Genomic DNA, 20,423 nt, shown 5'->3' on the forward strand with positions numbered 1-20,423 from the left:
AGCTAAAAAATAAAAACATCTCAAAAGATCATAAGTGCTTAAATGACAATAAGCGCCTGTTAATGTCTATATTAACAGGCGCTTATTTTTTATAAATTGATCAATTTTTACTTAATAAAGATAACTACTTAAGCAGGTATAGCACCTTGTGTCATTAGCCATTGCTGAATCTCTTGTATCTTAGTTCGTAATAAATCTTCATCACCGCGACTTTCAATATTTAGCCTAATAAGTGGTTCAGTATTGGAGGCACGCAGATTAAAGCGCCATTCGCCAAAATCAAGACTTAGACCATCAAGCACCGATTTAGCTGGATGTTGCGCGCTAAATTTAGCTTCAATTGCGCTAATAATCGTCGGGGCATCATGAGTGGTAAGATGAAAGTTTAGCTCACCTGAGCTCGGATACGCTTTGATGTAGCCGCTGACCAATTCTGATAACGTCTTGCCCGTGATAGACAATAACTCAATAGTCAGTAACCATGGAATCATACCGCTATCGCAATAGAAAAAGTCGCGAAAGTAATGATGAGCGGACATCTCGCCACCATAAATAGCGCCAGAATCACGCATGACGTGCTTGATAAATGAGTGCCCAGATTTACTGATGACCGCCTTGCCATTATGTTCTTTTATAACTGCTTCAGTGTTATAAATCACACGAGGGTCATACACAATCGACTCACCTGCATGTTTATTTAAAAACGCCTGAGCAAGCATACCGACAATATAACTGCCATCAATAAATTCACCATTTTCATCAAATAAGAAACAGCGGTCAAAATCACCGTCAAAGGCAACACCAAGGTCGGCCTTGTTTTCTAGGACAGCCTGCTGGGTAGCAGCTCTATTAGCCAAAATCATTGGATTAGGAATGCCATTTGGAAAGCTGCCATCAGGTGTATGGTGCAGTTTAATTACTTCAATGGGCGCGCCAGCTTGTTTCAGCTTATCAATCAATAAATCAACCACAGGACCAGCACTGCCATTGCCTGAATTAATAACCAGCTTTAACGGTTTCAATTTATCGATATCTAAAAAGCTCATGACATGGTCGATATAGGCACTTTTATCAGTCAACAGTTGCAACTTTCCGGATGGTTTATCAGTGGTAAATTGTCCCGATTCTGCTAATGCTTGAATCTCTGCTAAGCCATCATCGCCACTAATTGGCTTTGAGTGTTCCTTGACCAGTTTTAAGCCATTATAATTGATAGGATTATGGCTGGCAGTGACTTCGATACCGCCTAACGCTTGATAGTGACTGGTGGCAAAATATACTTCCTCCGTTCCAGTCATCCCCAAATCGATAACATCGACGCCTGCATCTATCATACCTTTGATCGTGGCTTGTTTTAATTGCTCGCTTGAATCACGGATATCGCTACCAATAACGATAGCAGGCTGTAGCGTTGCCATGTCGCTAACCACATTGTTGCTAATCACATTGTCGCTAACCACATTATTGATAATATCATTGTTGCTAGTATCATTATTGTGAGTCTCTACTGCCGCCTGATCCTGATAGCGTTGAAATAAAATCTGTGCAAAGGCACGCCCAATACGATAAGCGATATCTTCATCGAGATTTACTCCAAGCTCGCCACGAATATCATAAGCCTTAAATGAATTGATAATAATAGGGTTAAATTCAGTGGCTGGTTGATAGCCAATAGTCGCAGAAGTGGACATGATAATGAGGTTCCTTGCGCGTGAGCAATGGTAAAATGAGTAAGTAGTAACACAATTATAAGCCAATCAGCGTTCAATGATACACTAACTGCTCCATTGCTATGAACGCCGCTTTATTCTGTTGCCTAATCAATTAAAATATAAGAGCATTCTTTATGAGTATTCTAAAAAAACAAATCTCAGCACCTACAGCTGTGCAAGGAACGCCTGCAGCAAGCGGTGAATTGGGCGATTTATTGGCATTAATGGCGCGGTTGCGTAGCGATTGTCCTTGGGATAAAAAACAAAGCAATCACAGCCTCATTCCTTATGCGATTGAAGAGGCTTATGAGTTAGGTGAAGCGGTACAAAGTAATGATGATGAAGATATTAAAGGTGAGCTTGGCGATGTACTGTTACAAGTGGTGTTCCATTGTCAGATGTATGCTGAACAAGGGCGTTTCGATATCAGTGACGTCATTACTACCTTACAAGAGAAGCTGATTCGCCGTCATCCGCATGTATTTGAAGCTGAAAGACTCACAGATGAAGCGGCAGTGAAAGTGCGCTGGGATGAAATCAAAGCGGAAGAGCAGCAAGCACGCGAAGCACGTGGTAAACCAAAACGCCGTTTAGATAACACCAAAGCCGGTAGTGCACTTATGCAGGCACAGGATGTGCAAAAACAGGCTTCAAAACTGGGTTTTGACTGGGAAGGTGTCAGGGGTGCATTTGATAAGCTTGATGAAGAAATAAACGAGCTGAAGGCTGAGATTGTAGATAAGTCTAAAGATCAGATAAACGCCAATATTGCCGATATTGAAAAAGAGCTGGGTGATTGTATGTTTGCGCTGGTTAATGTGGCGCGCAAATTAAACCTCGATGCAGAAACAGCGACGCTGACTTGTGTGCATAAATTTAAATCACGCTTTGGCTATATTGAAGAACAGTTAGCCGCCGCGGGTAAGTGTCTAGAAAATAGTGATATAACTGAAATGGACGTGCTGTGGGAAGCGGCAAAACAACATGAACGCACATAATAGATCGTCACTCACGCATTTGATAACGAGCACTGCTCTCTATTTAGCGTGCATTTTCCCCATGTTACTTAATAACGCTTATGCTGCGCCGTGTTTTGATAATGCCCAAAGTGCTTATAAATACCTTTTGGAACAAGAGACGACGCTGACCCAAGCGCGTACGCAAACAGGTATTAATATCAATCGGGCAACAGAAGGTGAGCTGACAGCGCTGAATGGAATTGGCAGCAGTAAAGCGCAGGCCATTATCCTATATCGTGAAATGTTCGGTAGCTTTAAAACGGTTGATGAATTAACTAAGGTGAAGGGGATTGGTGCAAAAACCGTTGAGAAAAATCGCGGACGTTTAACCGTGCAAGATTAATAACTGTATTTTGCTTTAATTAACCCCAATATTGACAAATTAGCATGTAAGTAAATGTCTAAATACACCCAGCAAGCTTAAAATTTGTTAAACTAGCAGGTACATCCGCCTGATAGACGCTGTGTTCGTCAGGGTTGGTTAAGAATAAAGGCAAGGAGTAGATGCATGGCCGAGCGTGCCGCCAAGCAGTTAGAACTGAATAAATCTGAATTACCCAATTCCATTACTGAAGTAATTGCCACCCTAACCCGAGCTGGGTTTGACGCCTATATCGTCGGCGGTGGCGTGCGTGATACCTTGCTAGGTCTGCGTCCAAAAGATTTCGATGCAGTCACTGATGCCAAGCCTCATGAGATTAAAGATGTCTTTGGTAAGCGCTGCCGTATTATCGGCCGCCGTTTTCAGTTGGCGCATGTGTACTCTGGGCGTGAGCTTATCGAAGTGGCGACGTTCCGTGGTCCACCTATCAATGATTCCAATACCAATCAAGATGGTATGATTCTGCGCGACAATGTCTGGGGCGATATCAAACAAGACTTTGCCCGTCGTGATTTTTCTATCAATGCCCTTTATTATCAACCGCTTAAAGGTGTGGTTCATGATTTTTGCGGGGCGCTTGAAGATATTGATAATAAAATTATTCGCTTATTAGGTAATGCACCGACGCGTATTGAAGAAGATCCGGTCAGATTGTTGCGTGCTTTGCGCTTTAAAGCTAAGTTAGGCTTTGAATTTGATAAAGAGCTGTCCGAGCAATTTCATGATGGCAACTGGGCGCTGCTAGAACAAATCTCTCCGCATCGCCTTTATGATGAAACGCAAAAGATGTTTACCGGTGGCTATCTAGTACCGTTATTGCCGTTATTGTTTGAGTCAGGTGCGATTGATAGCTTAATTATTTATCCGCCCTCTGAGCCTAGTGCTTTAGTACAGCAAGTGGCTGTTAATACCGATAAACGTATTGGCGCTGGTAAAAGTATCAATCCGGCATTCTTTTACGCTGCTTTGCTGTGGGAAAATTATTTACATCAATTAGAAAAAGCCAAAAAGCGCAATATGCCTTTTGCGGACGCACAAATGCATGCAGCGGGCAAAGTTATTGATCGTCAACGTATTAAGACCGCCATTCCGAAATTTGCTGAACAGTTTATCCGTGATATCTGGATATTGCAGCCAAAGCTAGCGGCGCCGCGTAGCAAACAGATTGTACAGTTGTCTGAGCATCCACGCTTTCGTGCCGGTTTTGACTTCTTGTTATTGCGCGAGCAATGCGGCGATGCTGAGCATCCATTATCTGAATCGACCAATGGTATGGGCGACTGGTGGCAGAACTATCAAACTTTGTCCGAGCAGCAACAAGATAAAGCCATTGACGATTTTGATGAAAATATTCGCCGCGGTGCCTATAAACAAGGACAGCGTGGTCGTGGCCGTAATCGCCAAAACACTCAGACTTCGAACGATACTGCCAAGGTGAATCGAGTAGATAGCGATATCCAAGCATCTGATCATAACAATACTAGAGCGACTGCTGTCAATGACGCTTCAAATGTACCGTCACGTCGCCGCCGTGCCAGTCAGCATACATCTGCTAACCAAAAAAATAAAGGTTATAGCGCGCAGCAAGTCACACAAGACAATAATGAGCTGGCACAGCTGCAGCAACTGTCTTTGGCTAGCTATAATGATGGCACTAACCAGCAGCATACGCCAAAACCTGCGCCACTGTTTGTTATAGAACACGGCAACGTTGTGCCGCCTCTTAAAAAGCAGCTACCAATTGCAGAGAAGGCGAGGTCTAAGCCTACTCAAGCGCCTATGCAGCAAAACGCATCGGCCAAAAAAGCATCAACAGAGACTCAATCACAGAAACAAGAGACAAAAGCTGTTGCTAAAGTACCTGTGGCTAAAGTAGATTCAAACAACCTCTCGCACAATAAAGTATCAGTAGAGACTCAGTCATCTTCGAGTAGCGCACGTGCTGTATCCTATGAGACTCGTACAGTAGCACAGTCACCTGCACTCGTAAGCATGAATAATGAGCCGATACCGCATAAACGCCGTCGTCGTCAGCCTACTGTGATTGAAAGTGCTGACATTGTAGCAGAAGTTAGCAGTGCCAAAAAAGCAACGGTAACAGACGCTAATAGCAATGAGAAAGCAGCTGGCAAGTACGCAAAAAAAGCGCCTAAACCAATTGCTCAACCTGTTGATAAAGTGGTTAGCAAGGCTCAAAAACCTGCTAAAGCATCAACTACAAAGCCTGCTAAAACCAGTCAAGTTGCCAGTCCAACAGTTGTTAGTAATATGAATAATAGTAAAGGGCCTGTGCCATCGAAGCGCCGCCGTCGCCAGCCAAGCGTCAATGACGTTTAACGTCGACAGCGGATATGAGAGTAAAGTGATAACGATGAACACGCGCTTTAATGATACTGATGTTGATAGCAATAATATCGCCACTTGCTCTTGGATTACCTGCTATGTGGGCTTGGGCAGTAATTTAGCAAATGAGCTTGGTTCGCCGGTAGAGCATTTACAGCAGGCGCTTGAAGTGATGACAGAGAATAAAAAAGTGCGCAAGGTGCGTGTTTCTTCATTCTATGCATCAGTACCGATGGGACCACAAGATCAGCCTGACTTTGTCAACGCGGTCGCTGGTTTTGAAACCATATTCACGCCGCTTGAACTGCTGGCATTTTGCCAACAACTAGAGCAGCAAGCAAGACGTGCCCGCCTGCGCCATTGGGGTGAACGTAGTCTTGATGTCGATATATTACTATATGGCGACGCACAAATCGCAGAGCCACAATTGACAATACCGCATGCTGGCTTACATGAGCGTAATTTTGTCTTGATACCGCTACGCGAGTTAGCGCCAGAGCTAATCATTACTGGCAAGCCAATAACGGATTTTCCACACAGTAGTGATTGGACAGGCTTAAAATTATTATCAAATAATGAGCTAAGCCGTAATCAAATATAGATAAGCCAATCGTTAAAGCTATTGATGCTTGATGAATAGTCATAATTATTATAGTTAAAAGTATTGAGGGTGATATGACAACGTTATCTACTTTAAATAAATTTAAAAAAGACGGCACCAAGTTTACTTGCCTGACCTGTTATGACGCGATGTTTGCGCGCATGATGGAAAAGGCACAAATCGATACGATTTTGATTGGTGATAGTTTGGGCATGGTGGTGCAAGGCCATGATTCAACGTTGCCCGTCACCGTCGATGATATGGCTTATCATACGGCCAATATCGCGCGTAGTAACAAGCACGCACTCATTTTAGCTGACCTGCCATTTATGAGTTATGTGACCCTGCCAGAAGCAGTTACTAATAGCCGTAAGCTGATGCAAGCAGGCGCGCATGTGATTAAAATTGAAGGCGGTAGTGAGCTTTGCGAGTTGGTGACAACATTGGCGCAAGCAGGCACGCCAACTTGTGTGCATTTAGGATTAACGCCACAGTCAGTCAACGTTTTTGGCGGTTACAAGATCCAAGGTCGCGGTGATGAGGCTGGCAAGAAGCTAATAGAAGATGCTAAATCTGTGGTTGCCGCAGGTGCTGCCCTTTTAGTACTAGAATGCGTACCTGCTGAGCTGGCCAAAGCCGTAACAGAAGCGGTTGCAGTGCCAGTGATAGGCATTGGAGCTGGTGCAGATACCGATGGTCAAGTATTGGTCATGCATGACATGCTAGGTATGGTGCATGGTCGCGTTCCGCGCTTTGTTCATGATTTTTTGACCGATGAGCGCAATACTGAGCATAGTATCGAAGGGGCATTTGCCCTTTATCAGCAATCGGTACGTGAAGGCCGTTTCCCCACAGAGCAGCACCAATTCAGCTAGGCTGATATAACATTCTAGTGTTTATGCTTATAAGTAGAAGACTATTTAACCATGCCCATTATTCATCATCATATCTCAGCGTTGAGAGCGACTCTACAGCTTTACCGTGCTAAACAACAACGCATTGCTTTAGTACCAACGATGGGAAATTTGCACGATGGTCATCTAGAGCTGGTAAAAATAGCCAAACAGCATGCCGATATCGTGGTCGTTAGTATCTTTGTTAATCCGACTCAATTTGGCGTTGGTGAAGATTTTGACAGCTATCCACGCACGTTAGATAACGATGTCGAAAAACTGGCAAACGTTGGTGCAGATTATGTGTTTGCACCGAGTATTGATGAGATGTATCCCGTATTACCGCCGCCTACATCAGTACTCGCAGGGGAGATTGCCGGTCAGTTATGTGGTCAATCACGTCCTAGCCACTTTGATGGGGTAGGCATCGTCGTCTCTAAGCTGTTTAATATTGTGCAACCTGATGTGGCTATTTTTGGCCAAAAAGACTATCAGCAATTGGCGATTATTAAGCAATTGGTTCGTGATTTGAGTTATGCCATTGATATCATTGGTGCGCCTATTGTGCGTGCTGCTGATGGCCTAGCACTATCCTCTCGTAATCAGTACTTAAGCGAATCTGAGCGCCAAACAGCGCCGATTTTGCAGCAAGAATTACAGTATTTAGCCAAACAAATTGGCGACGGAAAATATGAGCAGCAAGGGTTTGAGGAAGTTTTAGAAGAGTCTCGCCAGCGCATTACCCGTGCAGGTTTTATTATCGATTATCTAGAAATAAAAACGGCTGAACTGACTGCTATCGCTCATAAGCATGCAAGCGTCAGTGATAATCAGACGTTTGTTATTTTAGTTGCTGCATGGTTAGGTCGTGCGCGCTTGTTGGACAATCAGTTAGTGACGGTCAAGCAGCCGTTATGACACAGTAATTTGCGGGATGCAATTTATTAGGATGACGGAACATGAATGTAAGTAATGACGGTAATAACGATCAAGCAAAGCAAATATCAGCTAATGATCGGTTGAGTATATTGGTCGTGTCAGGACGTTCAGGATCAGGTAAAACCTCAGTACTGAATATCCTAGAGGATTTAGGCTTTTACTCTATTGATAACCTGCCTTTGTCATTGGTTCCTGAAGCGGCACAAAAGCTGGTTTGTGATAGCGGTATTAAACGCATCGCACTTGGCGTCGACATTCGTACGCCGCGTGCGGATTTATCGAATTTTGCTGCAACTCATGATATTTTAAAGCAAACCTATGGCGAAGACGCGGTCACCGTGATGTATGTGACGGCACAAGAGGAAACCTTAGTTGCGCGCTTTAATGCCACCCGCCGCATTCACCCTTTGATGGTGCAAGATACCAAAGGCGTAGAGAATACAGTTTATAACTTACCCGCGGCAATCGAAAAAGAAATCAAGCTTTTGCAGCCGATATTTAAACAGGCTGATATCAAAATAGATACCAGTATGCTGAATATTCATCAGCTAAAAGAGCGCCTTCGTGATTATGTCGGCGTTGATAATCAGATAGTCATTAATCTGTTATCTTTTGGTTTTAAATACGGCAGCCCTATCGATGCAGACTTTGTCTTTGATGTCCGGATTTTACCCAATCCGCACTGGAATCCGACCCTGCGAGCTGCGACTGGTCTTGACGCCGAAGTGGCTGAGTTTTTTGCCGATTATCCGGAAGTGTCGGAGATGACTGAAGATATCGCCAAATTCCTCAATCGGTGGTTACCGGATTTTTTACATAATAACCGTCATACGGTAACGGTCGCTATAGGTTGTACGGGCGGCAAACATCGCTCGGTGTTCATTACTAAGCATTTACAAGATAAGCTGACAGCCAGCCTACCTGAGGGCTTGACCGTTGTTGCCAAGCATCGCGAAAAGTATCGTTGGTAGTAGTTAGTAAGCGCGGGCAACACGCTGTTATTTTGAATTGACTGTATAAAAAGCATTATTAACTTTATTATTTATTATCTCGAAAACGGAAAGCTTTTATGATTGACTGGTCAGAACATGATATGCGCGTCTCGCGCACAGAGCTTAAAAAATCTCATGAGCGCTTGCAACAGTTGTCGATACCGCTTGCGAGCTTATCGAAAAAGCAGCTCAAAAACCTACCAGCAAGCGATTACTTTATGGCAGAGTTGATGGCGCTTGCCGATATTACTAGTGCCAATGCACGTAATCGCCAAACTAAGCGCGTTGGTAAACTTATCAGTGAAGAAAACCGCCATGAATTGGTAAAAGCCTTGTTTGATGCTTTTTTTCCAAAAGAGCAGGTGTCTAAAATTGAAAGTTGGCATGAGCGTTTAAACATCAATGACGAAGGCACGCTCAAGCAGTTCGTTAAACAATACAAAGCCTCTGAGCGTAATAGTATGTATCAGCTGCTGCTGTGGATTGAATACGCCAAGCATACGCAAGATGATGAACTGATGGCGGAATCTAAAGAAGACCTAGCAAGCTATATTCGTGAAGTGGCGATATTGTCGCAGTTAAAAGGTTAGTTATTTTATTGTTTTAGAATAGCAACTTTATAAAATATAAAGTCTAAAGAAAAAACAGTAACCTCTAGACAGACCATAAAAAAGCCAATCACTATGATTGGCTTTTTACGTTATATTAGGAATCCAGACGGAATTACTTTTTCTCAGCACGTACTTTATTGACTAAGTAATCAACCACTTTAGGTACAGTAGCACTTTCGCCAGTCACGACATATTTGCCTTGGATGATAACGGCTGGTACACCTGAGATTTGATAACGCTTAGCACCTGCTTGTGAGCGACCGATTTTTGTACCCACAGCAAATGAGTTATAAAGGCTGTTAAATTTCTTTTGGTCAACGCCTTTAGACGCATACCATTTGCTTAATGAGGCTTGATCAAATAATTGCTTGCCATCTTTATGTACTGCCTCAAATAGCGCATCATGGGTTTTGTCTTCATAGCCTAATAACTGAGCGGCATAAAAACCACGGGCACTGGCTTCCCAAACAGGGTTAAGCGCTGCTGGCGTTTTAAAGAATGCCACATCTTTACCCTTGGTCTTTGCCCATTTTTCCATATGCGGATTGAGAACGTTACAATGTGGGCAACCATACCAAAAGAACTCACGCACAATGATAGCATCACCGCTGATTTTTTCTGGGTTGTCTAGCACACGATAGTCTTTTCCTGCGACATAATTGGCGGCTTGAGCGCCCATATTGGCAAGCCCAATAGCACAAGCTAGACCAGTCAATGCGATGATACGTTTCATACTTATTCCTTGAGGTATCGAGATTTAGAGATTTCTTGGGATGTTGATATAGGTTTTGGAGTGAATAAACGACCATTCTTCGATTGAATCGACCTATAGTAGAGTAGCGACTATAATAACGTAAAATGCTGGTACTTGTGAACCTGATTCTTAACTAAAGGTTGTAAAGCTGTGCGCTATTATTTAAGGTATCTTACTGATAACTTTTAAGCTTACGGTTTTTAAAGCTTATCATTGCTCAAGATTCTGATTACTCAATATTAGTACTTAAGAATGTATCATGTGAGACGATTTAAAATAATTAAAACCACTGTCATTCATCACTTATTATAAAGAGTTGATACTCGATAATGGTAACGCCTAAGTATACAGTCAGCCGATTCACAATCGGTGACGATGTACGCACGACAAAGTCGCCGCTCCCATGCTAATATTGACTGTATAATCATGCACTGTATACGATAATAACTATAATGCCAATAAAGGAAAAATCCTATGAGCCAAGCTTTATCTTCTGAGCAGTCTTTGAATACTCAAGCGAACCGTGGGGCAGACGATACCATGGCTACCGCTATCAATGTAGATGCAAGCGAAGTTGAAAAATTTAACAACTTGGCTAGCGAGTGGTGGAATAAAACCGGGGCTTTTGCTACCTTACACGAAATCAATCCGCTGCGTCTTAATTGGATAGAAGAAAACGTTAAGCGCGGCTATATAAGTAGCGACCATACGAAAACTGCAGGAATGGGTTTGACGGGTAAAAAGGTGCTGGATGTAGGTTGCGGCGGTGGTATCTTGTCGGAATCCATGGCACGTCGCGGCGCAGATGTAACCGGTATTGATCTCGGTACGGAAAACCTAAAAGCTGCTAGCTTACACGCTGAGCAAAGCAACTTAAATGAGAGCTTGCGCTATCAACATATCCCGATTGAGGCATTGGCAGCTACTCATGCCGGGCAGTTCGATGTGGTAACCTGCATGGAGATGCTGGAGCATGTGCCAGACCCAAGCGCCATTGTAGAAGCTTGCTTTAAGTTACTAGCGCCAGGTGGCGTTTGCGTCCTATCGACCATCAATCGCAACCCTAAATCGTATCTGTTTGCCATCGTTGGTGCAGAGTATGTCTTGCGCTTACTTGATCGCGGCACCCATGATTACGCAAAATTTATTACTCCAGCTGAGCTAGATAAAATGGCTATTAATGCAGGGTTTATACGCCAAGACATTATTGGACTACATTATAATCCATTGACCAAGCGCTATTGGTTAGCTCAAAACGTCGATGTCAATTATATGATGGCAGTGCAAAAACCCCTTGTTTAAAAAAACCTTTGATAACCATAACTAAGAGCGCCCATTATGAGCCAATTTGTGAAAGCTGTTTTGTTTGACCTTGATGGGACATTGATCGATACAGCCGCTGATTTTGTAAGAATTATTGGTAAAATGAGCCGTGAAAATGAGTGGCAAGCGCCATCTGAAGCAGAAATTCGCGAGCAAGTCTCTGCGGGTGCCTCAGCGATGGTAAAACTCATGCTACGTCACAACGACCAAGTTGATTTCAGTGAGGAAACTTTACTTGAGTTTCGTCAGCAGTTTTTAGACGATTACGAAGCAGAGATTTGCGTCGATAGCTGTGTATTTAGTGAGCTTGAAGAAGTTCTGAGCACACTTGAATTAAAAGGCGTACCGTGGGGTATTGTGACCAATAAACCACGCTATTTAGCAGAGCAATTATTAGAAAAAATGGAGCTAGATGGGCGCTGTGCGGTTTTAGTTTGTCCTGATGACGTGTCACGCCCCAAGCCTGATCCGGAGCCTATGTATGTGGCGTTAGAAAAGCTTGGTATCCCTCGAGGTGCTGCTGAAAGTGTACTCTACGTAGGAGATCACGTCCGTGATATCGAGGCTGGTAATGCCGCTGGCATGCCCACTATTTTAGCCGCTTATGGCTATATTCCACCTGAAGATCAAAATAACTTGAAGAAGTGGGGCGCAGATTATATTACTGACACCCCTGAAAAATTGAACAAACTGTTGCTTTCTTCTGGTAAGTTTGACTATCTATAAATCAAATCAGCTATAAATCAAACGCGTTATCAGTCAATGTTTTTAACACGCGCCGCAATGATTAAACATCCCATCTATTAAATGATAAGCAGTGAGTAATGCCATGAGTGACCATACGAATCAGTCAGCGAGTCAGACAGAAAATCAGCAAAGTAACCCACAAACCGTACAACATTCTATGCCATCTTTAACTCACGATGACATTCGGCATTTTGCAGCACCTGATAAATGTTTAGATGGTAAAACTATCTTGGTTACAGGGGCAGGTGATGGCATTGGTCGTGTCGCGGCTTTAACCTATGCGCGTTATGGCGCCACGGTACTGCTATTAGGGCGTACCAGCAGTAAGCTTGAATACGTTTATGATGAAATCGAAAGCTTTGGTGGTAAGCAACCGGCTATGCTACCGATGAATTTAGAAGGTGCTACTTATGCTGAAATGCAAAAGTTAGAAAATTTGATCCATAGAGAAGTGGGTCAGCTTGATGGTATTTTGCATAATGCTGGGATGCTTGGCGCATTGACACCGCTTGAGATGTACGATGTTGATATGTTTGCCCAAGTAATGAAAGTTAACTTTACCTCTACCTTTATGCTCACGCAAGCGTTACTGCCTTTACTTAAGGATGCGCCTCATGGTTCCATTGTTTTCACATCGAGCAGCGTAGGGACACATCCTCGCGCTTTTTGGGGCGCTTATGCGCTCTCCAAGCAAGCGGTTGAAGGTATGAGCGATATTTTCACTCAAGAAACGCAAAACACCACCAATTTGCGTTTTAACTGTGTTAATCCTGGCGGCACTCGTACCAATATGCGTGCCCATGCGTATCCGGGAGAGAATCCGATGAGTCTCAAAACTCCTGATGACATTATGGCAGGGTATGTTTGCCTAATGAGTGATGAAAGTATTGGCGTGCGTGGTCAAGTGGTCGAGCTACAGCCAAAGGATTAGTCACAATTTATCATTGCTGATATATTGAAATTAACGATATACAACCCCATCTATTTGTTATTAAAGCGTTTTATATAAATAATAGGGATGGATTATGGCAGGTGGCTGGTCAAGAGATGGTGCTGAGCATGAACAAATGGATGCGACCGTCAACGATGCGCTAGAGCGCGCACGCCGTGCACTACCGACAGGTAAAAGCGCGGAGTTTTGTGATGAGTGCGGTAAGCCGATTCCAGAAGCACGGCGGTTAGCTGTACCCGGTATACAGCATTGCGTTAGCTGTCAGACGGAGCTTGAGCAAGAAGCAAAGGCCACGGAGTTATTTAATCGTCGCGGTAGTAAAGACAGCCAATTACGTTAAGGTGGAAAATTAGCATATTGCTATCAGCACATGTTTTTATTTTGAACTGACAGTATCTACCATCAAGCAGTTAAATAAAGCCGTAGTTGAATAAAAAAGCAGTCAAAAACCCCCTGTCACAAGTGTGCAGGGGGTTTTTGTACTATAAGAGAGACTGAAAATTTATTAAGTTACAGCGACTCACTTTTAGCAGCTTCTACTTCTGCCTCGTCAGGAACGAACACATAGCCCACACCCCAGACAGTCTGGATATAGCGCGCTTGGGAAGGGTTGTCCTCAATCAGGCGACGTAAACGTGATACTTGCACATCGATAGAGCGCTCCATTGCACCCCATTCACGACCACGGGCAAGGTTCATCAGCTTATCACGAGTTAATGGCTCACGTGGATGCTGCACTAAAGCCTTTAATACCGAAAATTCACCCGTCGTTAAAGTAACAACATTGCCGTCACGTTTAAGCGTGCGAGTCGATAGATCAAGTGTCCACGGGCCAAATTCAACCACTTCAAGCTGATGACTTGGCGCACCAGGGAGCTCGCGATTTTGACGGCGCAATACCGCTTTGATACGAGCCAACAGCTCTTTTGGATTAAACGGCTTCGGTAGATAATCATCCGCACCCGCTTCAAGCCCTGCGATCCGATCCGCGTCGCCACCTTTGGCGGTGAGCATGATAATTGGGATATCGCCGTTATCTTCCCGCAAACGCTTACAGATACTGATACCGTCTTCGCCTGGTAGCATCAAATCGAGCACCACCAATGAGAAAAGCTCACGCTGTAGCAATTTATCCATCTGATTGCCGTCGTGCGCTGTACGGACAACAAAACCATCATCTTCTAGGAAGCGCTGTAACAAAGAGCGCAAACGTGCATCGTCATCGACGACTAAAATACGCTGAGTTAAGGTATCAGGGCTGTTATTATCGGTCATACAGGCATCCTCTTATAAAAATTATTATTAGCAGAAACTCTCAATAAAAAACATTCGTAATAAAAAACGGTTGTTATTTAAGCGTCATTCCATTGATTATTAAAAAAATTCTATAAAAACTAAAGGCTTTTGTTCAATGTAGTAGCATCTAGCAATATTTATGCTATTGATACTTTAGTGTATAAGATTGCAGTCATAAATGCATCACTCATAAGGATAAATGCTGTATGTGTTTGTTTAACAAGGCGCTAGAAATAAGCTTATAAGAAGATTTTTGCTATAAAACACGTGATAAATAACGAAAAGATAAAAAGGATTTTTATTCATGCAGCTTTTGCTATAATGCAAAGCTACATTTCTCAACGATTGATACGTATATGAGTAGCACTGATACCTTAACGCCATCTCAAACCTCGACAAATGCACAGGTTTTGGATGCAACCACACACGCGAATATTCACGACAAGCTTGCTCGCGCGCTTGGCATTAAGACTGCTCAAGTCAATGCGTTTGTGAAGCTTTACGATGAAGGCGCGACCGTCCCGTTTATTGCCCGTTACCGTAAAGAAAAGACTCAGGATCTTGACGATGCGCAATTGCGAGCGTTGGAGAAGTCTCTTAATTATGAGCGTGACATGGCAACCCGTCGCCTCAAAATTACTGAGCTGCTAAGCGCGCAAGGCAATTTGACCGACGAGCTACAGACGCGTATTGATAATGCGACGTCGAAACTTGAGCTTGAAGACATCTACTTGCCATATCGTCCGCGTCGCCGTTCACCAGCTGCCAAAGCACGTGCCGCAGGTCTTGACGTTGCTGCTCAAGCAGTCTTAACGCAAGAAATCACGCCAACCGATGCGCTAGCAGACTATCAAGTTCAATCAAGCATTACCGATGATAGCGGTAATGAGATTGAAGTTGACTTTAGTGGTATCGAAAAGCAACTTGCTGGTGTACAAGCCATCATTGTTGATGAATGGACGCAAGCGCTAGATTTGCTTGATAACTTACGTAGTGGCTTTGCCAAGACAGCCACTATCATCTCTAGCGTTGCGAGTGATGAAAAACGTGAAGTCGGCGAGAAGTTTAAAGATTACTTTGAGCATAGCGAAAGTCTTGCGCGTCTGCCAAACCATCGCTTATTAGCCATGCTGCGTGGTCGTCAAGAAAACGTCTTGGGTCTAAAGATTGAAGGCGAAGACGCGCCATTTATTGAAAAAATCGTTAAACACTTTGAAATTGATGCCAAAGCGCCTGCTGCACGTCAAGAGTTTTTGACAGAAGCGGCTAGTAGCTTATGGAAAGATAAGTGGCGTCCACATATCGAACATCGTTTATTGACTGAGAAACGTCTGACCGCTGAAGCTGATGCTATTGATGTTTTTGCTAATAACTTACAGCATTTATTAATGTCAGCACCTGCTGGTCGCAAAGTTATCTTGGGTGTTGATCCTGGTATCCGTCATGGCGTAAAAATGGCCATCGTCGATGCGCAAGGTCATGTTATGTTAGATAGCGAAAATAAGCCTGTCGTAGCTACAGTTTATCCGTTTGCACCTGACAATAAAATGAATGAAGCAAAATCAGTCATCGATGAGCTATTAAGCACTTATAACGTCGATTTGGTCGCTATTGGTAATGGTACGGCGAGCCGCGAAACAGACGCGATGATTAAAGAGATTTTGGCAGCGAATGATACGCTAAAAGCCAAAGCCGTTATCGTGAATGAATCGGGCGCATCCGTCTACTCAGCCAGTGAGCTGGCTAGTGACGAGCTTGCGAATATGGATGTCTCTGTACGCGGCGCTGTTTCTATTGCACGCCGTTTACAAGATCCATTGTCAGAGCTGGTTAAGGTTGATCCAAAAGCCATTGGCGTTGGTCAATATCAGCATGATGTCAATCAAACTCAGTTAGCAGACAGCCTAGATAAAGTAACTCAAGATAGCGTGAACGCAGTTGGTGTTGATGTGAACACCGCAAGTCCTGCTATCTTGGCGCACATTGCTGGTCTGAATCGTAATGTTGCCCAGCAAATCGTCACTTATCGTAAAGAGCACGGCGCTTTTGATAGCCGTGAGTCATTAAAAAATGTCCCGCGCTTAGGTGCTAAGACATTTGAGCAAGCCGCCGGTTTCTTACGCGTACATGGTGGCAGTAATCCACTTGATGCGACAGGCGTGCATCCAGAAAGCTATGCGCTGGTCGATAGCTTGCTTGTGCAAACAAACAAAGCATTGGCAGAAATCATCGGTAATGATGGTGTGTTAAATAGTATTGATACCACGGCGCTAGCTGCTAACGACGATAACATCAGTGTTAAAGCCATTATAGAAGAGCTTGCTAAACCAGCCCGTGATCCACGTCCTGAGTTTAAGACGGCCAATTTCCGTGATGATGTTAACAGCATTAAAGATTTGACTGAAGGCATGACCTTGGAAGGCGTAGTCACTAACGTAACCGCCTTTGGTTGCTTCGTTGACGTCGGTGTTCATCAAGATGGTTTGGTACATATTTCGCAGATGGCCAATGACTTTGTCGCAGACCCGATGAACCGCGTCAAACCAGGTGATATCGTCTCGGTACGTGTCATTGCTATTGACGAAAAACGCGGTCGCATTGGTTTTAGTATGAAGCCTGAAGCCGAAAAGCCAGCACGCACAAGTGCAGCAGCGAAGTCAAATGCGGCAAGCACTGGCAATGAAGATAAAGCCAGCCGCCCACGTAGCAACCGTTCAAATAATAGCCATCCAGCAGCAGATAAGCGTCCATCGAAGCCTCGTGGTAATCGCCAAGATAAAGACAATGCCAGTAATAATCGTAGCAAGGCGCCAAAAGCAGATAAAGCGGAAGCTCCTAGCAAAATGGGTACCCTTGGTGCATTATTGAAAGAAGCTGGCGTGACTAAAACCAAAAAATAATTTCTATTGATAGCGATAGCAGTAGTAATAAATAATAAAAAAGGCAGCCTAATGGCTGCCTTTTTTTGTGCATGATACATATTTGAAAGTTGGTGTACTAGAAATACGGTAACGTACTTAACTTCTTTATTTCAAATGATTAAAGCTAATAATTTTGTTAGCCTCATCATCTATAGAGCTGCTGTATCTTCGACCTGTGATGAATCTTCTTCTGAGTCTAGCAAAGCTTCTTGCTCTAACAACATGGCTTCTTGTGAATTTTGTACTGGTTGTTGTTCTAATAGCATGGCTTTTGGTTGTTGTTCTAATAGCATGGCTTTTGGCTGTTGTTCTAATAGCATGGCTTTTGGTTGTGCTTGAAGTTCAGTAGCCATCTGTTGTTGGCTAGCACTTTTATTAGCACTTGCTCTTGAAATAGTTTGAGTTTCACTAATTTTAAACGGATTATTTTGGTTTGCACTTAGTTCACCATCGGCATTTTGAGCTTCAGTTTCAAGAGTGGTTGCAGTAGCAGCATCTTGCATATCTACTGGTGCACTATTAGCAGGAGCAGCCATTGCCAAACTGGGGATAGTAAGTGCAGCGCCAATAAGCAAAGATAGAGTACGGTTTTTCATGAATTAATTCCTTAATTTATAGTCTTATAATGTCAGTTTAAAGCGTTCTAAACTTGACTGTTATTTGGTGTTTTTTATATATCACAAATTAATTTAGAATTTTGAATATATATATTTACTATATCTAACATGTAATTTATAGGCAAAATAAAATCATGATAACCGTTAAGCGACTATCATGATCGATTTGGGTAAAGAGTGTTATAAGCCAATCTAAATCAGTTATAAACTCTAAACAGAAGGATACCAACTAAGTAGCTACTAATTATGTAGTGCATAGATTAAAAATCTAACGAACTGATGCTAGTAGGTGATTTTGTGCAACTACTGTATTATTCTTGTCGGATAAGAATATAGAACAGAGCTTTTACTGTATTAAATCATTGCCTTTTTCGATAGCGATAATTGTGCCGTCGGCAGTATTGATATATTTTATTTGATCTTCTGGTGGAATCATAACTTCTTTAACACGGTATTTAGCAGGACGAATAACGTCTGTGGTTTCGACTACTACCGGCTCTAAGCTGCGCGCTCCAGCGATAGCGACTTGTGCGTCTAGCGCTTCAGCTTCTTTCACGTCGCTCATAATAGATGCTGAAAATTTAGCACCAAAGTGATTGTCATATTGTTGCATGCTCAAGCGTACCGGATTGCCAGTCTTGTCCATGTAGACGTTGACGGGCATATCAGCTGCAATAGGAACATACTTGCCAATCAATGCACCCGAAACACCGTAGCGACCGTTTGATTGTTCAACGCTTAAATCACAAGCACCTGCTGAATAATCACTAGCCGTTAAGTTATTACTATCAATAACGGTTTGAGGAATCATAACCTCAGATAAATGCATTTTTTGACAGTTACTTCGCCAGTTTGCAGCTTTGATTTTTGATGGGTATATTGATAGATGTTTTGATGGGTATAAGAAGCATAAAATTTAGCCTAGCCATCTTTGATCGCCATTAGGCATTAAAAAACCGCAGCTTGTTGCCAAGATACGGTTGTTAAAATACTAAGAACAAATTGCTCTATAATTTATTAATGTTAGCTATCCACAACTTCGAAACTAAGACCAGCATGTTCCTCTAGACGTGTTAGCAGCTTATCTCCCATCGCAGAGGCTGGCGTCCAAAACCCACCACCGACTTCCTTTTTACTGATATCTTGCGCTAAGCATAATGCTGCTTGTGATAGCATACGTGAAGTACTGCCATAACCAGGATCTTTGTCACCGGTTACTTTGGTATTGATGGTATCTTTTTTAGCAGTTTGTCCAAAGAGGCGAATGTCGAAATAGCCGTTTTCTTGCTCTTCTTTAGATGGACCCGAGCCTGATTTAGGTAAAACGTGCTTAGATAACAACTCTCGGCTTGGCTTAATCATCATCGCCGTAGCAAATCCTAACAAGCCTACACTCATCGCGTAGCTCGATAATTTACCTTTAACGCCATCTTTCATCCACATCGCTTCATCATACTTAAAGTCGCGACCATATTCATAGCCAAGCAGTTGATTACTGCGATGAACGATACGAGTATTGATGCTTGCCATCACAAACGGCGCAAGCCAGCGCTTATGCTCGCTATCGTATTCTGGTTTGCTGACATTATCTTGACGCACGTTTGGTGCATCTTTATCGTCATTAAGCAAATAAGGGTTTGCCACTTGCTTGCGGCGAGATTTATCTTGTCCGACTTCTTCAAAGATAGTTGCCATCGACGCAATTGTACCGCCTGATAGACCACCTTTCGCTGCTTTTACGCGCATACGGATGACATCGCAAGTTTCGCCAAACTTCTCTTCTGCTTGCTTTTGAGTGAAGTAGACGCCTAAGTCTGACGGAATAGAATCGAAACCACATGAGTTTACGATACGAGCGCCACTTTGTTTTGCTGCGTCTTGATACTTATCCATCATATCTTTAATAAATATTGCTTCGCCAGTAAGGTCGACATAATCTGTACCATTATCCGTACAAGACTTAATAAGAGGCTCACCATATTTGAGGTAAGGGCCGACAGTTGAAATAATGACTTGCGTTTGCTTGGTCATCTCATCAAGGCTTGTGGTATCGTCACTATTAGCAATGATAATGTCTACTTTGCTTGCCAGTTTAGACTGCAACTCATTCAGTTTTTCCTCATCACGACCGGCTATCGCCCAAGTGACAGCGCTATTTTTATCTTTAGCATTGGATAAAAATTCCGCTAAATAATGGGCAGTGATTTGTCCAACAAAACTTGTTGCCCCATATAAAACCACCGTATAAGGTCGTTTTTCGTTACTGCTCTCTTTTTCATCAATTGATGGGGTGGTATTTTTTGACGTATCCGTATTCATCG

General features: G+C 43.1%; 19 protein-coding genes. 13 read left to right on the forward strand and 6 right to left on the reverse strand.

All coding sequences use genetic code 11. The annotated features are described in order from the left end of the window. Window positions 1–128 precede the first annotated feature (128 nt). A complete protein-coding gene (locus EPB74_RS03490) occupies window positions 129–1,691 on the reverse strand; it encodes a phosphomannomutase CpsG (RefSeq protein WP_274902793.1) in 1,563 nt (520 codons plus the stop codon). Window positions 1,692–1,846: 155 nt separating this feature from the next. Here EPB74_RS03490 and mazG point away from each other — a divergent pair, with 155 nt between their 5' ends. The 8 genes from mazG to yjgA all read left to right on the forward strand — a co-directional run bounded on the left by mazG (window position 1,847) and on the right by yjgA (window position 9,471). Next, the gene (gene mazG / locus EPB74_RS03495) at window positions 1,847–2,710 is read left to right on the forward strand and encodes a nucleoside triphosphate pyrophosphohydrolase (protein ID WP_274902795.1); all 864 of its coding nucleotides are present in this window, start codon (window positions 1,847–1,849) and stop codon (window positions 2,708–2,710) included. Window positions 2,711–2,771: 61 nt separating this feature from the next. Further along, on the forward strand, window positions 2,772–3,074 hold the full coding sequence (locus tag EPB74_RS03500) for a ComEA family DNA-binding protein (protein WP_274902797.1): 303 nt from the start codon (window positions 2,772–2,774) through the stop codon (window positions 3,072–3,074). Window positions 3,075–3,239: 165 nt separating this feature from the next. Beyond that, window positions 3,240–5,450, forward strand: a complete 2,211-nt coding sequence (pcnB, locus tag EPB74_RS03505) for a polynucleotide adenylyltransferase PcnB (protein WP_274902799.1) — start codon at window positions 3,240–3,242, stop codon at window positions 5,448–5,450. A 34-nt stretch (window positions 5,451–5,484) separates the two neighbouring features. Further along, complete coding sequence (folK, locus tag EPB74_RS03510) at window positions 5,485–6,057, forward strand: 2-amino-4-hydroxy-6-hydroxymethyldihydropteridine diphosphokinase (RefSeq protein WP_274902801.1); 573 nt, start codon at window positions 5,485–5,487, stop codon at window positions 6,055–6,057. 74 nt (window positions 6,058–6,131) lie between these two features. Then, complete coding sequence (panB, locus tag EPB74_RS03515; RefSeq protein ID WP_274902803.1) at window positions 6,132–6,932, forward strand: 3-methyl-2-oxobutanoate hydroxymethyltransferase; 801 nt, start codon at window positions 6,132–6,134, stop codon at window positions 6,930–6,932. A gap of 51 nt (window positions 6,933–6,983) precedes the next feature. Continuing rightward, complete coding sequence (gene panC, locus EPB74_RS03520; RefSeq protein WP_274902804.1) at window positions 6,984–7,868, forward strand: pantoate--beta-alanine ligase; 885 nt, start codon at window positions 6,984–6,986, stop codon at window positions 7,866–7,868. A 41-nt stretch (window positions 7,869–7,909) separates the two neighbouring features. After that, the gene (gene rapZ, locus EPB74_RS03525; RefSeq protein ID WP_274902805.1) at window positions 7,910–8,860 is read left to right on the forward strand and encodes an RNase adapter RapZ; all 951 of its coding nucleotides are present in this window, start codon (window positions 7,910–7,912) and stop codon (window positions 8,858–8,860) included. Between the two features lie 98 nt (window positions 8,861–8,958). Then, a complete protein-coding gene (gene yjgA, locus EPB74_RS03530; RefSeq protein ID WP_079690618.1) occupies window positions 8,959–9,471 on the forward strand; it encodes a ribosome biogenesis factor YjgA in 513 nt (170 codons plus the stop codon). Window positions 9,472–9,604: 133 nt separating this feature from the next. Here yjgA and EPB74_RS03535 read toward each other — a convergent pair whose 3' ends face one another. After that, complete coding sequence (locus EPB74_RS03535; protein WP_089555715.1) at window positions 9,605–10,225, reverse strand: thiol:disulfide interchange protein DsbA/DsbL; 621 nt, start codon at window positions 10,223–10,225, stop codon at window positions 9,605–9,607. A 495-nt stretch (window positions 10,226–10,720) separates the two neighbouring features. Here EPB74_RS03535 and ubiG point away from each other — a divergent pair, with 495 nt between their 5' ends. The 4 genes from ubiG to EPB74_RS03555 all read left to right on the forward strand — a co-directional run bounded on the left by ubiG (window position 10,721) and on the right by EPB74_RS03555 (window position 13,608). Beyond that, window positions 10,721–11,548 carry a bifunctional 2-polyprenyl-6-hydroxyphenol methylase/3-demethylubiquinol 3-O-methyltransferase UbiG gene (gene ubiG / locus EPB74_RS03540; RefSeq protein ID WP_274902807.1) on the forward strand — a complete coding sequence of 276 codons (828 nt, stop codon included), beginning with the start codon at window positions 10,721–10,723 and terminating at the stop codon, window positions 11,546–11,548. A 36-nt stretch (window positions 11,549–11,584) separates the two neighbouring features. Beyond that, entirely contained in the window at window positions 11,585–12,295 is a 711-nt protein-coding gene (locus EPB74_RS03545) for an HAD family hydrolase (protein WP_274902808.1), read from the forward strand. Between the two features lie 103 nt (window positions 12,296–12,398). Continuing rightward, a complete protein-coding gene (locus tag EPB74_RS03550) occupies window positions 12,399–13,247 on the forward strand; it encodes a YciK family oxidoreductase (protein WP_446740012.1) in 849 nt (282 codons plus the stop codon). 94 nt (window positions 13,248–13,341) lie between these two features. After that, on the forward strand, window positions 13,342–13,608 hold the full coding sequence (locus tag EPB74_RS03555) for a DksA/TraR family C4-type zinc finger protein (RefSeq protein ID WP_079690623.1): 267 nt from the start codon (window positions 13,342–13,344) through the stop codon (window positions 13,606–13,608). A 170-nt stretch (window positions 13,609–13,778) separates the two neighbouring features. Here EPB74_RS03555 and ompR read toward each other — a convergent pair whose 3' ends face one another. After that, window positions 13,779–14,543 (reverse strand): osmolarity response regulator transcription factor OmpR, encoded by a 765-nt coding sequence (ompR, locus tag EPB74_RS03560; RefSeq protein ID WP_079690629.1) that lies wholly within the window; start codon window positions 14,541–14,543, stop codon window positions 13,779–13,781. 377 nt (window positions 14,544–14,920) lie between these two features. Between ompR and EPB74_RS03565 the strand changes: the two genes are divergently transcribed. Then, the gene (locus EPB74_RS03565) at window positions 14,921–17,464 is read left to right on the forward strand and encodes a Tex family protein (RefSeq protein ID WP_274902809.1); all 2,544 of its coding nucleotides are present in this window, start codon (window positions 14,921–14,923) and stop codon (window positions 17,462–17,464) included. Between the two features lie 170 nt (window positions 17,465–17,634). On the opposite strand, the gene EPB74_RS03570 is transcribed toward EPB74_RS03565, so the two are convergent. From EPB74_RS03570 to EPB74_RS03580, 3 genes are all read right to left on the reverse strand, one after another. After that, window positions 17,635–18,081, reverse strand: coding sequence for a hypothetical protein (locus EPB74_RS03570; protein WP_274902810.1), 447 nt, complete (start codon window positions 18,079–18,081; stop codon window positions 17,635–17,637). A 367-nt stretch (window positions 18,082–18,448) separates the two neighbouring features. Continuing rightward, complete coding sequence (locus tag EPB74_RS03575; protein ID WP_274902811.1) at window positions 18,449–18,913, reverse strand: hypothetical protein; 465 nt, start codon at window positions 18,911–18,913, stop codon at window positions 18,449–18,451. Window positions 18,914–19,125: 212 nt separating this feature from the next. Then, on the reverse strand, window positions 19,126–20,421 hold the full coding sequence (locus tag EPB74_RS03580; protein WP_274902813.1) for a saccharopine dehydrogenase family protein: 1,296 nt from the start codon (window positions 20,419–20,421) through the stop codon (window positions 19,126–19,128). Window positions 20,422–20,423 lie beyond the last annotated feature (2 nt).

The organism is Psychrobacter sp. DAB_AL62B (assembly GCF_028895345.1).
Taxonomy (GTDB): domain Bacteria; phylum Pseudomonadota; class Gammaproteobacteria; order Pseudomonadales; family Moraxellaceae; genus Psychrobacter.